A 15,034-nucleotide genomic window follows, 5' to 3' on the forward strand; every position below is an offset into this window, starting at 1 on the left:
GGAAAAACTGACAGCTGCCTGCCGCTGAAGCATGCACAATCAGTAGTATTTACATACCCTCAAAATTATACCGCAATACCTCTTGAAATCAAGAGAAATGCGCAGGTACCCAAGGGATAGTTGACAGAGCAAAAGGTTATATGATATTAAAAAATTAGCACTCTGCTTTAAAGAGTGCTAACGAAACTTCAATATATTCAGGAGGGGAAAATAAAATGGTAAAGCAGCAATTTAAAGCTGAATCAAAAAGACTGCTGGAGATGATGATCCATTCCATCTATTCCAAAAAAGAAGTATTTTTAAGAGAGCTGATCTCTAACAGCAGCGATGCCATTGACAAGCTGTATTACAAGGCGCTGACAGATGATTCAATCAGCTTCAACAAAGAAAACTATTACATAAAAATTACCCCTGACAAAGAAAGCCGCACTCTTGTCATTAAAGATACCGGGATCGGGATGACAAAGGAAGAACTTGAAGATAATCTCGGCGTCATTGCCAAGAGCGGCTCATTGAATTTCAAGACCAATACTGAGCTTAAAGACGGCTATGATATCATCGGCCAATTCGGCGTCGGCTTTTATGCGGCCTTCATGGCTGCAGATTCCGTTACTGTCATCAGCAGGGCCCATGGAAGCACAGAAGCATACAAATGGGAGTCAGAGGGGGCAGAAGGCTTTTCAATCGAGCCTGCGGTGAAGGAAAAGACAGGAACAGAGATTACTTTGAAAATTAAAGAAAATACAGAAGAAGAGAATTTTGATGATTTTCTTGAAGAGTATTCACTAAAGAGCATCGTCAAAAAGTATTCCGATTTTATCCGCTATCCTATCCTGATGGATGTGTCAGGCAGGCGGCCAAAGGAAGGAACAGATGGTGAATTTGAGGATTACACGGAAGAACAGACCATCAACAGTATGGTGCCGATCTGGAGAAAAAATAAAACTGAGCTGACGGAAGAAGACTATGAAAAGTTTTATGAAGAAAAGCATTTTGGTTTTGATAAGCCGCTGAAGTCCATTCATATCAATGTCGACGGCACGATCCGCTATCATGCAGTGCTCTTCATTCCTGAAAAGATCCCGTTCGATTATTATTCCAAAGAATACGAAAAGGGGCTTGAACTGTACTCAAATGGCGTTCTGATTATGAATAAGTGCGCCGAGCTGCTTCCTGATTATTTCAGCTTTGTGAAAGGAATTGTTGATTCAGAGGATCTGTCGCTGAATATCTCGCGCGAAATCCTCCAGCAGGACCGCCAGCTGAAGCTGATTGCAAAGAATCTCGGCAAAAAGATTAAAAGCGAACTGCAGTCCATGCTGAAGAATGACCGGGAAAAATATGAAGCATTTTACGAGTCTTTCGGCAGGCAGCTGAAGTACGGAGTATACAGCGACTTTGGCAGCAACAAGGAAATGCTCCAGGATCTGCTGATGTTTCATTCTTCAAAAGAAAACAAGCTGGTCACACTGGATGAATATATCTCAAGAATGCCTGAAGACCAGAAATACATCTATTATGCTGCGGGGGAATCCATCAGCCGGATTGAGAAGCTTCCGCAGACAGAGCTTGTTGCCGACAAAGGCTACGAAATCTTGTACTTTACAGAAGATATCGATGAATTTGCCATCAAGATGCTGATGAACTACAAAGAGAAGGAATTCAAATCTGTGTCCAGCTCAGATTTGGGGATTGAAGCAGAGGAAAATGATAAGGGTGAAGAAATAGCCCATCTGGAAATGTTCACAAGCATGAAGGATGTGCTGGCAGGCAAGGTAAAGGAAGTCCGTGCTTCCAGGAGACTGAAAAGCCATCCGGTCTGCCTGGCAGCAGACGGGGATCTGACCATCGAAATGGAAAAGATCCTGAACAGCATGCCTGACAGCCAAAATGTACAAGCTGAGAAAATACTGGAGATCAATCCAAATCATGAGGTTTTTGCTTCACTGCAGAATGCGTTCGCAAACGACAAAGAGAAGCTGGCACTATACACCAATCTATTATACAACCAGGCTTTGCTGATCGAAGGATTGCCGATCAGCGATCCTGTGGAGTTTACGAATGATATTTGCAAGGTTATGAATTGACTTTTGATCCTGCACATTAATGAAAAAAGACGAACTTTCATAGACCATGAGAGTTCGTCTTTTTTGTTATTTTTCTAAATTCAGCTATTACGCCTATCCACATATCAGACTGATTTCATAAACTGTTACATCAGGCAAGGAGGTGAAATAATGAAAGAAAATTATTTGCGCTGGTCAGAGCATCCTTATGCAGGAGAAAGAAATCCGCCAGCTGAGGGTGTTACGCCATATGCCGGTTCCTGGCCCTTGATCTTTTTAAAACGGGACAGCGAAGGCCATTTTCTTGATCCCAATTACAAAAGAATCGTTTTGCCCATTAAAGATCCCCATCATATAGATTTTTACCATGAATTAAAAATCGTTCAGCGGACATTGAACAACCTGACACCTCAGCAAAAGAAAATCGGCATTTATTATGGTACAGGTGTTCCGACAAAGCAATGGACCCCAGTCATCGACAAGCTGATCGACACCTATGGTGCCGGTCCGACACAAGCGGCAAGGATTCTAGCTGTTGTTCATGGTGCTATTAATGACAGTATGGTGGTTACCTGGCATTTAAAATACCTTTGGGATGCAGCAAGGCCTAATCAGTATGACCAGACGCTTAAAACATTGCTGTGCACACCGGGTTTCCCAGCCTATCCTTCAGGGCACGCAGTGGTGTCAGGCTGCGCAGAAGTCATGCTGACCTATTTTTTCCCTAAAGAAGCAGGAAAGATTAAAAGGATCGCAAAAGAAGATGCTATTAGCCGGCTATATGCAGGAGTCCACTTCCCTTCGGATAATGAAGAAGGTCTGAGGCTTGGAAGACATATTGGAAAAGTGATTGTCAGCCACCTGAAAAGCCAGTCAGACGAGCGGGGGCAGATTCTGGACTTATCTGACAGCAAGTACCGGAACGCAAACATACTTTCAGAGGATTACCAGCAGTCTATCCCATTTGACTTTAATGAAAGATGCCGCTCGCTTACAATGGATGATGATGTTAGCGTTAAAAAGAATACTGAAGCTGCTAAACCATACTTGAAATTTTAAACGCTAGTTTTTTACGTCCTACGAAAGCTGGATTTTTAGTCCAGCTTTTCATTTTGAAAATCTTTAGTCGCTTTAAAAAGTCAATCCAGTTTGTCGTTTGCTTCAATTGGAATAAAAGCAGATTGAGAAACACTGTATAAACCGGAGGCAGTTAGTTTAATTTCCGGGATAACAGGGAGAGCCAGGAAGGATAATGCCAGAAAAGGGTTATAATCTTTTTTGGCAAGCAGATGTTTCAGGGCATTATTGACGTCTGCCAGCATAGCCGCTGTTTCTTCATAAGACTGATCGGACATAAGTCCCGAAACAGGCAGCTTCAGGGAGGCAAGCATTTCTCCATCCTTAATGACAGCGAGGCCGCCCTGCATATCCTCCACAGCCCTTAGAGCAGCTAGCATATCTTTATCATTCGTGCCTGCAATGATGAGATTGTGTGAATCATGGGCTACCGTAGAGGCAATCGCTCCGGATTGAAGGCCGAGCCCTTTCACAATTCCCAGTCCGATATGTCCAGCTGCACGGTGGCGTTCAATGACGGCCAGCTTCAGCAGATCCCTTGAAGTGGAGGGCTGAAAGCTGATTTGGCTGTCCAGATTTATTTGCTCAATTATATGCCTGGTAACCAGGCTTCCCGGGATGATTTCTATGACGTTGGCTTTATTTCCTGGTATTTTGATATTTAAATCTTCCTTGCGGATCATGCTTACTCTTACGTTATTTTTCAGCACTGCAGCAGGAGGCCTGCCTTTAAAACAGCCTTTTGGCAAAAGCTTACCAGCAGTTACGACTTCAACGCCTTCTTTAAATACCCGGTCAATGATCAGCTCTTCAAGCGACTCTAGAAAGACCAGATCAGCTTTATACCCAGGGGCCAGCGCTCCCTGATTCTTTAAACCAAAACAATCTGCTGCATTCAGAGTCGCCATTTGAATGGCAGTCATAGGAGGGAGGCCTGACTTCACTGCCAGCCTGATATGGTGGTCAATGCTTCCTTCCTCAAGCAGGTCATCCAAATGCTTGTCATCTGTGACAAACAAACATCTGCGGCTGTTTTGCTGATTGACTGCAGGCAGCAGATTCGCAAGATCCTTTGCTGCAGTTCCTTCGCGAATCATCAAATACATCCCTTTACGCAATCTTTCCTTTGCTTCTTCAGCAGTTATTGCTTCATGATCGGTGCGGATGCCCGCAGCACTATAGACATTTAACTGAAATGCGCCTAAGCCGGCAGCATGGCCATCGATTTTTTTCCCGGCAGATTCTGCTGCAATGATTTTTTCAATCATGTCAGTTTGTGCATTCAATACAGCAGAATAGTTCATTACTTCACCAAGCCCGAGAACTCTGGGATGGCTAAAGAATGGCATTAGATCAAGAGAATCCAGCCTTGCACCGGCATATTCAAAATCAGCAGCAGGAACTGAGGAAGGCAGCATAAAATAAAAATCAAAAGGCAGTCCTTCAGAAGCATCCAGCATAAACTGCAGACCGGAAATCCCTGATACATTAGCAATTTCATGCGGATCAGCCACAGCAGCAGTCACACCATGAGTCAGCAGCACCCTGGCAAATTCACCGGGGGTCAGAAGGGAAGATTCAATATGGACATGGCCATCTATGAATCCAGGAGAAATATAGCTTCCTTTTGCATCAGCAATCTTTTGCCCATCATACTCGCCAATGCCCGCGATATAACCGTCTGCAATGGCGATATCCCCATAAATAACCTCGCCGTTAAAAACATCTATAATCTTTCCATTTTTAATGACCATATCAGCAGGCTCACTGCCGGCAGCCACTGCGATCCGGCGTATCAATCGTTCTCTTATCATTTTTATCCTCCTAAAAGGAAGTTCTTTTTATCTCAATAATCAATCTTAGAAAATGACTTCTCCCACAATTTAAACGGCATCAAAGCTTCCTCCATTTTAACCTGCCGCATTTCTATGCTGCGGTGTTCAAGCGGAAGGGAGAGCTGCTCATAAATAAATTGATCATCAAATCCTGCAGCGGCTGCATCTTCTTTTGTACAGGCAAAATATACTGCTTTTGGGCGAGCCCAGTAGATAGCGCCAAAGCACATTGGGCATGGCTCACAGCTGGTATAGATTTCACAGCCGCTCAGCTGGAAATCCTGAAGATGAAGGCAGGCAGCGCGAATCGCCTGTATTTCTGCATGTGCTGTAGGATCATTAAGCGAAGTGACCCGGTTTGTGCCTGTGCCGATCACCGTGCCATCCTTCACAACAACCGCTCCAAAAGGACCTCCCAGATGGGCAGCAGCATTCTCCAAAGCAGCCTCTACTGCATTTTCCATAAAATAAAGGTTCGTCAACAGGATCACTCCAATTTAAGGTATTTTATATATTATTGGAGTGATAGGGATAAAAAAGCATTCGGTTTGGGAGGAAATCTGACAGCAAATTTATAAAGGGCTTAAAAAATGGAATGAAAGATGACAAAGTGAACAATTTCAGCAAAAAGAACATATGTTCTTTTTGCTGAAAACAGCTCATGCTATAATGATTGATATAGAGTTTCTTATCAGAAAGGTGAATGAATATGTGGAAAAAGGTTGACGGAAAACTGATTCAAAGAACAGATGAATCAAGGGTAAAGTTCAGGACTAATATCAGCAAAGCATTGATAGAAAAGCTGAATGATCTGGCATATGAACATGATACACATGTGAATTATTTACTGGAAACAGGGCTCAAAAAAGTCCTTGAGCAGGATTATATTGATTTTAACAAGAAAAATCGGCCTAAAGACAGAGTTCAGTACAAAACGACATATGACAGCAATTTGATTGAACAGATAAAAACCTTCGCCAAAAAACATGATGTTTTTATCAATGATGTGATAGAGTACAGCGCAGGATACATTGATATAAAGTCAGCAAAAGACAGCGGTCATAAGCACAGGATAGAGTAGGCAGCAGAAGCTGTCCTGTTTTTTAAAACTACGCCCCGAACATAATATATATTATAGGAAGTTATATAAACGAATGAATATCAGGTCTCAATAGTTAAGTATACTTAAGATAGTGAGACGAAAGAAAAAATTTACAGGATTCTACTGTAAATGTGTTTTTGGCAAATTTGCTATGATTTATATTTTTTTAATCTCTTGCTTATTTATTTATAAATTCAAGATTCACTATGATGTTCATCTATTACATTTTTCAATATCTTAATCTCTTTCTGCTGCTGGCTTCCAGCATACTTACAATGCATCTATATGTTACAGCAGTTTTTATTGATTTGGTTATGCATTACCTCATTAGTGGTTTCCCGTGATTTTGACCTTTTTAAATGGTTATTTTCTCTGATACGCCTCTTCTCGGAAAACTCATCTAGTTTACATAATATTTTTATATTCCACTTACTCCCATGCTCTGTCCCATCATATGCAAAACAAGCCCCGGTCAATGCCTGGAGCTTGTTCCCGTGTCATTTTTTCAGATAACCGGCTGCTGTAAACTATTTAAATACTGCCGTGGCGTTCCATAGTAAATAATCTTGCTGAACTGAGGAAAGACGGACTCAAACTGCACGTAAATCGGTGAATCCAGCAGCCATGGATAGCTTGTGAAAAAGCTCCTGTCTCCGTAAATGATTGCTTTCAGCGCTAAATCCATTTCCCGCTGGAATATCATATACCGCATCTTCGAAGTTTTTTCGTCAAACTCTCCCCCGCTCACATATACTGCTGCCTTAAGAACATATTGCCCCATCTGCGGCAGCCACTCAGCCAGAACTTCATCCCTGAATTTTTTATTGACGCTGCTGTAATCATAAACGCTACCTATGCTAAGAAACAGTTCACCAGTCTCATCTGAATGTGTGAGTGTGTATTTCCTAGCATCGACAGGCTTCTGCTCTGTTGCCGGAGCCAGATACCTGACACTCAGTTTCTGAGGATTAAATTGACTCATAGCAAGCTGCTCTCCCTTCGGAAAGAAGTTATTCTTGCTATAACATATGAAGTTAGTCTTACAAGGGTGACAAAAGCCTATCTCTTTTTATGCCCCCTGCCTGTCTCATACAGCTTGGTTTCAAGCAATTTCCATCTGCCATTTTCATATATCCATGTGGATTCAGCAAATGCTATCGAATCAGCGTGATACGCCCCGCTGATTTGCTGAACACCCTTTAAGCCATGCTTACCATTATCAAGCATGATCGGGATAAGTGTCCCAAAAGGATCGACCATCAGTTCAGCCGGCTCGTTCAATTTGCCGTTATGGTAGAGCCCCAGGCGTTCATAGTCATCTTTTCTCTCTGTTAAATCAAAAGTATAAGATTGGCCTGTCGCAGGAATGGAAACGGAGGCTTTATAGCCATCCTTGAATTCACTGTCGATAGCCAAAGGTTCAGGAACAGTCAAATCCTCGAGTTTGAAGTCTTTTAACGTATACAAATAGTAGTTGGAAAGCCCGCCGCTGCCCCCAGTAGGAACTGTTGCGAATAGATCCTTTACTCCATCATGGTTCAAATCGCTGAACTTTACAGAAGGTCCATATCCACCTTCTAAATCAATCCGGTATGTCTGGCCATTTGAAGCCTCAATGATCACATAGACTTCCTTTAAAAAAGCGGCCCCTTCTTCATATGGAATTCCTTTTATATAAATAGTATCTTTTTCTCCATCCCCGGTTATATCTTCTTTCTTCTTTTCGACCGTTTCTGCCTTGTCAGCCTGTTCAACTGCATAGGCACCTGTTATGGCTGAAACTGACATAAAGAAAAACGCCGCAAATGCGAACAATAGTTCCCTTCTCATAAAAACCGCCCTTTCCGAACAATTTTATTCGTATTATGTCCAGATTTGCGAAATCTATGTACCTGTTCAAAGACTATATTTTGTGCTTTTTAACACAGGCTGTTGCTCTGTACTCCAGGCACTCCGCTTTCAAGTGGCGTTGATATTTACACTAGAGGATTTGACTCATCTTTATCAAACGTAGAGGCAAAGATTATTCCTCTATACGGCAAAATCCTTCTCCGCCTAAAAAAAAATGGCCTCCCTGCTCAGGGAAGCCATTTTCCTTAGTTCAGTTTTTTCTTCTTTAGTGCCTGCTCTTTCGTTTCCCAGTATTCTATGTTTTTTAATCCCGGGATGCTGTCAGAATAAAAGACAGGATCTTTTCCTTCCCTGCGCTGAGTTTTGTAGTCCTTCAGTGCAGCAAATGCTATTCTGCCAAGCATGGTGATGGCAATCAGGTTGATGATGGCCATGATGCCCATAAACAGGTCGGCAAGTCCCCATACAACTTCAAGATCGACTGCTGCACCGAAAATGACCATTCCGATCACTGCCAGGCGGTAAATAAAAAGAGCCGTCTTGCTTTCTTTAATAAATTCTATATTCGTCTCACCGTAATAATAATTGCCTATTACAGAGCTGAATGCGAACAAAAGAATCGCGATTGCCACAAAATAGCTTGCCCATGAGCCTATATGCGTTGCCAGGGCTGATTGTGTAAGCTCAATCCCAGTCAGGTTCGTTCCTGCATAATCGCCTGACAAAAGGATGATAAAAGCAGTTGCTGAACAAATCAGGATTGTATCCACGAATACACCAAGAGTCTGGATAAGACCCTGCTTTGCCGGATGTGTAACAGCGGCTGTAGCTGCAGCATTCGGCGCGCTCCCCATACCCGCTTCATTGGAGAAGAGCCCCCGCTTGATCCCCATCATGACGGCAGCGCCCATGGCACCCCCGGCTGCTTCCCTGAAGCCGAATGCACTTTCAATGATCAAACCGAACATAGCCGGTATTTCAGTAACATTCATCATCAGGATCACAATCGCAAGAATCAGGTAGAGTACAGCCATGACCGGTACAAGCACTTGTGATACATGGGCAATCCGTTTGACCCCTCCAAAGATGATGACAGCCGTAAAGACTGCCAGCACGATGCCGATCCACAATCTGCTGATCCCAAAAGACTGATTAAATGCAAGCGAGATGGTGTTGGACTGTACAGAGTTGAATACCAGTCCAAAACAGAAGGTGATGATAACCGCGAACAATATACCCATCCAGCGCTTGTTTAAGCCTCTTTCCATATAGTAGGCCGGACCTCCGCGGAATCCGTCTTTATCTTTTACTTTATAAATCTGGGCAAGCGTGCTCTCAACAAAGCTGGAAGCCGCTCCAAGAAAGGCGATGAGCCACATCCAGAATACCGCTCCAGGGCCTCCCCCAGCAATGGCCGTAGCGACGCCAGCCATATTGCCTGTCCCAATGCGCGAAGCAGCACTGATGCTGAACGCCTGGAATGAAGAAATCCCCCTCTTGCCTTCAGCAGAAACCATCGACTTATCGCCGAGGATCCTGAACATTTCCTTAAAGTATCTCAGCTGCACAAATTTAGTCTTGAAGCTGAAATACAATCCCAGCAGAATCAAACCTGCTATTAAGATATAAGTCCATACAAAATCATTTACCAGGCCAACATATTCCTGAAACTCGTTCACAAAAGTCTCCATTCGTTTCCCCCTTGGCTGTTTGTCAGAAAATTGTTATCTTAAAATAGTAACACCCTTAAATCTATCAGAATTTTTGCTGGCGGACAAGATGAAAAAGCTTTCATGTTCTTGCTGACAGATTAATTTATGTAAACGTAATCTTTATACCCTTATATTAAAATAACAAAACAGGTCTTCTTTCCTGCTTTTTTATTTCAAAGGAAAAAGCCCCTGTCTGTTTAACAGGGGCTTTGCATCAATCATCCGTTAGTATCAGCTGCTTCTTGCCACATCTTTTTCGCTTTTCCGCTGTCAGATTCGTCAAGAATGAAAGATCCGTTCGAATAGCGGTCATTAAAGCGCAGGTCCGAGGCTGACACTTGCTCGATAACGCCTTTATCTGATTCAATAAAAATCTTGTCATGATTTTTTGCCAGCACCATCCCGACAACTCTGTGCGGGTTTGCTTTAAGTTCCCGCAGCATCACCAGTCCTCGTTTGGCACGGGAAGTTCTTTCAAACTCAGCAAGCTTCATCTTTTTGATGGCACCGCGCTGGGTTGCAATGACAACAGCTTCCTCTTTGACATTGCTGACAAGCTTTCCGCTTACCACATAATCGCCGTCCTTCAGATTGATGCCCTTCACACCCGCGGCACGCGCCCCAACGACGCTGACTTCCTCTTCAGGGAACCAAAGGGCATAACCCATAGAAGTTGCAAGCATGAGATCCTGCTTGCCGTCAGTAAGGAAAACATCAGTTACGATATCATCATTTTTAAGATTAACGGCCACAAGCGGCTTTGAATATCGCTGTGCTTTATAATTTTTCAGCTCCGATTTCTTCACCATGCCGTTCTTCGTGATAAACATCAAATAGGCTTCGGCCTCGAAATCTTTAACCGGAATAGCCCCTATGATGGACTCAGTCCGGTCAATCGGCACCAGATTGGCAACATGCTGCCCGAGATCTTTCCAGCGTATATCTGGAAGTTCATGGACAGGCAGATACATATAGCTCCCTTTGTCCGTAAAGACAAGAAGGACATCTGTAGTGTTCATATCAAGTTTTGACATAAGCCTGTCAGAATCCTTCATGCCGAAATCCTGTCCGTTTGAAGCGGCAAAGGATCGCTGGCTTGTCCTTTTGACATAGCCTTCGTTTGTAACGGTAACGATGACATCTTCACTTGCGATCAGCACTTCGAGATTGATTTTAATCTCTTCGATTTCTGCTTCGATAACAGAACGCCGCGCGTCCGCAAATCTTTTCTTCACATCTTTGAGATCCTTTTTAATCACGCTCAGAAGCTTTTTCTCGCTCTGAAGGATGCTAAGCAGTTCTGCTACCTTTTGGGCAAGCTCTTCCGCTTCCGCCCGCAGTGCAGTAATGTCTGTATTCGTCAGCCGGTATAGCTGAAGGGATACAATCGCTTCTGCCTGAGGCTCTGTGAAACCGAACTGGCTGATCAGGTTATCCTTTGCATCGCGTTTATCCTTTGAAGCGCGGATAGCGGCGATGACTTCATCAAGAATCGACAGTGCCTTCATAAGGCCTTCCACGATATGCTGGCGGTCCTGCGCCTTCTTCAGCTCATACTGGGACCTCCGTGTTACAACTTCCTTCTGATGTCCGATATAAGCATCAAGCATTTCCCGCAGCCCGAGCAGCTTTGGATGGCGGTTTGATATCGCGACCATATTGAAGTTGTATGGAATTTGAAGATCCGTGTTTTTATAAAGATAGTTTAAGACACCTGCAGCGTCTGCATCCTTCTTAAGCTCAATGACGATCCTCAAGCCTGTCCGGTCGGTTTCATCCCTGACTTCGCTGATTCCTTCCACTTTCCTGTCCATTTTAAGCTCATCAATCTTCTTGACCAGATTCGCTTTGTTAACTTCGAACGGAATTTCTGTGATGACGATCTGCTGCCTGCCGCCGCGGATGTCTTCTACCTCAGACTTGCCGCGGATGATGATCTTGCCTTTCCCTGTCTCATAGGCCTTCTTGATGCCTTCTGCACCCTGGATGGTTCCCCCGGTCGGGAAATCCGGCCCTTTGATAACCTCCATAAGCTCATCTACTGTACAATCCGGTTTGTCCATGCGCATAATGACGCCGTCTATGATCTCCCCAAGATGATGCGGGGGGATTTCCGTTGCATAACCTGCTGAAATCCCGGTCGATCCATTGACCAGCAGGTTCGGGAACATGGCTGGAAGTACAGTCGGTTCACTCGAAGTATCATCAAAGTTCGGGATAAAGTCGACTGTATGCTTTTCAATATCCCGCAGAAGCTCTGATGAAATTGCCGACAGCCTTGCTTCTGTATAACGCATGGCTGCTGGAGGATCTCCGTCGATGCTTCCGTTATTCCCATGCATTTCAACAAGGAAATTTCTTACCTTCCAGTCCTGGCTCATCCGCACCATAGCATCATATACGGAAGAATCTCCATGCGGATGGTAATTGCCGATAACATTCCCTACCGTTTTGGCAGATTTCCGGAACCCTTTTTCATTTGTGTTGCCTTCTACGTGCATCGCATACAGAATGCGCCGCTGTACAGGCTTCAGCCCGTCCCTGACATCCGGGAGGGCCCTGTCCTGGATAATATATTTACTATAACGCCCAAATCGGTCGCCGAGAACATCCTCGAGGGGAAGATCCCTGAATTTTTCAGAAGAACTCATAGATCAGAAGCCTCCTCTGCAACCGAGATATTTTCATTTTCAAGAATGCTGCCGTCTTCTTCAAGGCCAAAGGCAACATTGGTTTCAATCCATTTTCTTCTCGGCTCGACCTTATCTCCCATCAAGGTCGTAACCCTTCTCTCCGCTCTTGCTGCGTCATCGATCCTGACCCTGATCAGCGTCCTTGATTCCGGATCCATGGTTGTTTCCCACAGCTGATCGGCATTCATTTCGCCGAGACCTTTGTAGCGCTGGATCATATAGCCTTTGCCGATCTTTTTCATGGCACCCTGCAGCTCATCATCGCTCCAGGCGTACTCGATCTTTTCCTTTTTCCCGATCCCTTTGCTCACTTTATACAGAGGAGGCAGGGCAATGAATACCTTGCCGGCTTCAATGAGAGGCTTCATATACCGATAAAAGAATGTTAGGAGCAGCACTTGAATATGCGCCCCGTCTGTATCGGCATCAGTCATGATCACAACTTTCTCATAGTTGACATCTTCAACATTGAAGTCCGCTCCCACCCCTGCGCCGATGGCATGGATGATCGTGTTGATTTCCTCATTCTTAAAAATGTCCTGAAGCTTTGCTTTTTCGGTATTGATGACTTTACCCCTGAGCGGCAGCACTGCCTGGAAGCGCCTGTCGCGTCCCTGTTTGGCAGAGCCTCCCGCTGAGTCTCCCTCTACCAGATACAATTCATTCCTCTGGGGATTGCGGGACTGTGCAGGCGTCAGCTTTCCGGAAAGGACCGCTTCTGAACGCTTCCTTTTCTTGCCGCCGCGCGCTTCCTCCCTTGCCTTCCGCGCTGCTTCTCTTGCCTGATAGGCTTTAATGGCTTTTTTAATGAGCAGAGAGCTGATATTCGGGTTTTCTTCAAGAAAATAGGACAGATGCTCACTCACGACAGCATCAACAGCTGAACGTGCTTCACTGGTGCCCAGCTTCCCTTTTGTCTGTCCTTCAAACTGAAGGAGCTCTTCCGGCACCCTTACGGAAATGATCGCAGAAAAGCCTTCCCTTATATCAGAGCCGTCCAGATTTTTATCTTTTTCCTTCAGCAGTCCGACCTTGCGTGCGTATTCATTGAATACCCTGGTCATGGCTGTTTTGCTTCCGGCTTCGTGTGTTCCGCCGTCTTTTGTACGTACATTATTGACAAAGGAAAGGACGTTTTCGGAATATCCGTCATTAAATTGGAAAGCAAAATCGACTTCGATCTGATTATGCTCTCCTTCAAAGCTGACAACAGGATGCAGAACGTCTTTTTCCTCATTCAGGTACGCAACAAAAGCTTCAATGCCTGTTTCAAAATGGAACAGGTCACGGGCATCGTGCCTTTCATCAATCAGTTCAATTTTCATGCCTTTCATCAGGAATGCGGACTCCCGGAGGCGTTCGCAAAGCGTCTCGTAGTTATAGACAGTCGTTGAAAAAATCGCTGGATCAGGCTTAAAGTGAATCACTGTTCCAGACTGATTGGTCTTACCAACCTTCTCGAGCGTAGTCGCGGGCTTGCCGCCATTTTCGAACCGCTGCTCATATACGAACCCATTCCTGCGGATTTTGACGACGAGCCATTCTGAGAGCGCGTTCACGACTGAGGCGCCGACGCCGTGGAGCCCGCCGCTCGTCTTATATCCTCCCTGGCCGAACTTGCCTCCTGCATGGAGCACAGTCAAAATGATTTCAGGTGTAGGTTTGCCGAGCTTATGCATACCTGTTGGCATGCCCCGGCCTTTATCCTGCACGCTGATGGAGTTATCTTTATGTATTTTGACGATAATGTGGTCTCCATAGCCTGCAAGTGCTTCATCCACTGAGTTATCTACTATTTCATATACGAGATGGTGCAACCCTCTCGCATCGGTGCTTCCAATGTACATCCCAGGGCGTTTTCTAACTGCTTCCAGCCCTTCTAGTACCTGTATGGCATCATCATTGTAATCAAATGCCTGCTGATTTGTTGCCACAAACATACCCCTTTCATTGCTGCACACAACCGTCTTGCCTTTGTATCTATGTTGTCGAACATCACTATAAGTATTCGCCTTTTCACATGATAATCCTTGTCCCCGGCACAGAAATACCGGTATAGGAACAAGTGTTCTATGTTTAAGTTTACCATATTTTCAAAAGACGTCTATGCTTAATTGTATCTATTTATTTGGTTTTGGCAAATGAGTTCTGGATTTTTTTAGATTAAGAATTGATGACACAGATGCTGCCAAAGAGCAGACGAATCCTTTCGAGCCTACTTTCCCCGCAAATGAAAGCACACTAATAGCAGATGTATTAGTGTGCTTTAGGTTCCAATTTTCGTCATTTTGTCATAGCATGCTCTACTTTGATACAGCGATCCATAATGACTGTGTAGCCTTTGTCCTTCAAAAAGTCATAGGCTTCCTGATTAGCAACACCCAGCTGGGCCCAAAAAACATCCGCATCTATTTCTTCAAATTCCCTTGCAAGATCAGGGAGATATTCTGAACGCCTGAAAATATTTACGATATCAATATGCCCCTCTATTTCCTTCAGTGAACCGACAGCCTTTTCACCAAGGATTTCTTCTTCGCCCGGATTGACCGGAATGATGATATATCCTGCATCCTGCATTGCTTTCGACACCATATAAGAAGTCCTGTCCGGATTCCCGCTCAGGCCGACAACAGCCACCTTCTTCGCTTTTTTAAGTATTTTGCCGATTTCTTCCCGGCTTGGATTTTCAATTGCCATT

Annotated in this window: 11 protein-coding genes; 3 read left to right on the forward strand and 8 right to left on the reverse strand. The window is 44.4% G+C overall.

Features of this window, described 5'->3' with window-relative positions; genetic code table 11:
- Positions 1–215 precede the first annotated feature (215 nt).
- Together htpG and FZD51_RS13520 are read left to right on the forward strand one after the other, a co-directional pair.
- Positions 216–2,087, forward strand: coding sequence for a molecular chaperone HtpG (gene htpG, locus FZD51_RS13515; protein ID WP_148975255.1), 1,872 nt, complete (start codon positions 216–218; stop codon positions 2,085–2,087).
- 150 nt (positions 2,088–2,237) lie between these two features.
- Positions 2,238–3,125 (forward strand): vanadium-dependent haloperoxidase, encoded by an 888-nt coding sequence (locus tag FZD51_RS13520; RefSeq protein WP_148975256.1) that lies wholly within the window; start codon positions 2,238–2,240, stop codon positions 3,123–3,125.
- Between the two features lie 80 nt (positions 3,126–3,205).
- On the opposite strand, the gene ade is transcribed toward FZD51_RS13520, so the two are convergent.
- Together ade and FZD51_RS13530 are read right to left on the reverse strand one after the other, a co-directional pair.
- Positions 3,206–4,957 carry an adenine deaminase gene (gene ade / locus FZD51_RS13525; protein ID WP_148975257.1) on the reverse strand — a complete coding sequence of 584 codons (1,752 nt, stop codon included), beginning with the start codon at positions 4,955–4,957 and terminating at the stop codon, positions 3,206–3,208.
- A gap of 32 nt (positions 4,958–4,989) precedes the next feature.
- Positions 4,990–5,442, reverse strand: coding sequence for a nucleoside deaminase (locus tag FZD51_RS13530; RefSeq protein WP_148975367.1), 453 nt, complete (start codon positions 5,440–5,442; stop codon positions 4,990–4,992).
- 245 nt (positions 5,443–5,687) lie between these two features.
- Here FZD51_RS13530 and FZD51_RS13535 point away from each other — a divergent pair, with 245 nt between their 5' ends.
- Complete coding sequence (locus tag FZD51_RS13535) at positions 5,688–6,059, forward strand: rRNA methyltransferase (RefSeq protein ID WP_148975258.1); 372 nt, start codon at positions 5,688–5,690, stop codon at positions 6,057–6,059.
- Between the two features lie 526 nt (positions 6,060–6,585).
- Here FZD51_RS13535 and FZD51_RS13540 read toward each other — a convergent pair.
- From FZD51_RS13540 to FZD51_RS13565, 6 genes are all read right to left on the reverse strand, one after another.
- On the reverse strand, positions 6,586–7,062 hold the full coding sequence (locus FZD51_RS13540; RefSeq protein ID WP_148975259.1) for a staygreen family protein: 477 nt from the start codon (positions 7,060–7,062) through the stop codon (positions 6,586–6,588).
- A 77-nt stretch (positions 7,063–7,139) separates the two neighbouring features.
- A complete protein-coding gene (locus FZD51_RS13545; RefSeq protein WP_148975260.1) occupies positions 7,140–7,910 on the reverse strand; it encodes a hypothetical protein in 771 nt (256 codons plus the stop codon).
- Between the two features lie 266 nt (positions 7,911–8,176).
- Positions 8,177–9,622, reverse strand: coding sequence for an alanine/glycine:cation symporter family protein (locus FZD51_RS13550; protein WP_148975261.1), 1,446 nt, complete (start codon positions 9,620–9,622; stop codon positions 8,177–8,179).
- Positions 9,623–9,861: 239 nt separating this feature from the next.
- A complete protein-coding gene (gene parC / locus FZD51_RS13555; protein ID WP_148975262.1) occupies positions 9,862–12,294 on the reverse strand; it encodes a DNA topoisomerase IV subunit A in 2,433 nt (810 codons plus the stop codon).
- Positions 12,291–14,270 (reverse strand): DNA topoisomerase IV subunit B, encoded by a 1,980-nt coding sequence (parE, locus tag FZD51_RS13560; protein WP_148975263.1) that lies wholly within the window; start codon positions 14,268–14,270, stop codon positions 12,291–12,293. The genes parC and parE overlap by 4 nt, the downstream gene beginning before the upstream one ends.
- 349 nt (positions 14,271–14,619) lie before the next feature.
- Positions 14,620–15,033 (reverse strand): CoA-binding protein, encoded by a 414-nt coding sequence (locus FZD51_RS13565; protein WP_148975264.1) that lies wholly within the window; start codon positions 15,031–15,033, stop codon positions 14,620–14,622.
- Position 15,034: the final 1 nt, after the last annotated feature.

Origin of the sequence: Bacillus infantis (assembly GCF_008180445.1) — a bacterium.
In the GTDB taxonomy this organism is placed as follows: domain Bacteria; phylum Bacillota; class Bacilli; order Bacillales; family Cytobacillaceae; genus Bacillus_AB; species Bacillus_AB infantis_B.

Excerpts from the sequence above, each read along its gene's own strand:
- FZD51_RS13535 (WP_148975258.1), top strand. The coding sequence starts at position 5,688 with ATGTGGAAAAAGGTTGACGGAAAACTGATTCAAAGAACAGATGAATCA.
- htpG (WP_148975255.1), top strand. The coding sequence starts at position 216 with ATGGTAAAGCAGCAATTTAAAGCTGAATCAAAAAGACTGCTGGAGATG.
- ade (WP_148975257.1), bottom strand. The coding sequence starts at position 4,957 with ATGATAAGAGAACGATTGATACGCCGGATCGCAGTGGCTGCCGGCAGT.
- FZD51_RS13545 (WP_148975260.1), bottom strand. The coding sequence starts at position 7,910 with ATGAGAAGGGAACTATTGTTCGCATTTGCGGCGTTTTTCTTTATGTCA.
- FZD51_RS13530 (WP_148975367.1), bottom strand. The coding sequence starts at position 5,442 with ATGGAAAATGCAGTAGAGGCTGCTTTGGAGAATGCTGCTGCCCATCTG.
- FZD51_RS13565 (WP_148975264.1), bottom strand. The coding sequence starts at position 15,033 with ATGGCAATTGAAAATCCAAGCCGGGAAGAAATCGGCAAAATACTTAAA.
- FZD51_RS13520 (WP_148975256.1), top strand. The coding sequence starts at position 2,238 with ATGAAAGAAAATTATTTGCGCTGGTCAGAGCATCCTTATGCAGGAGAA.
- FZD51_RS13540 (WP_148975259.1), bottom strand. The coding sequence starts at position 7,062 with ATGAGTCAATTTAATCCTCAGAAACTGAGTGTCAGGTATCTGGCTCCG.
- parC (WP_148975262.1), bottom strand. The coding sequence starts at position 12,294 with ATGAGTTCTTCTGAAAAATTCAGGGATCTTCCCCTCGAGGATGTTCTC.
- FZD51_RS13550 (WP_148975261.1), bottom strand. The coding sequence starts at position 9,622 with ATGGAGACTTTTGTGAACGAGTTTCAGGAATATGTTGGCCTGGTAAAT.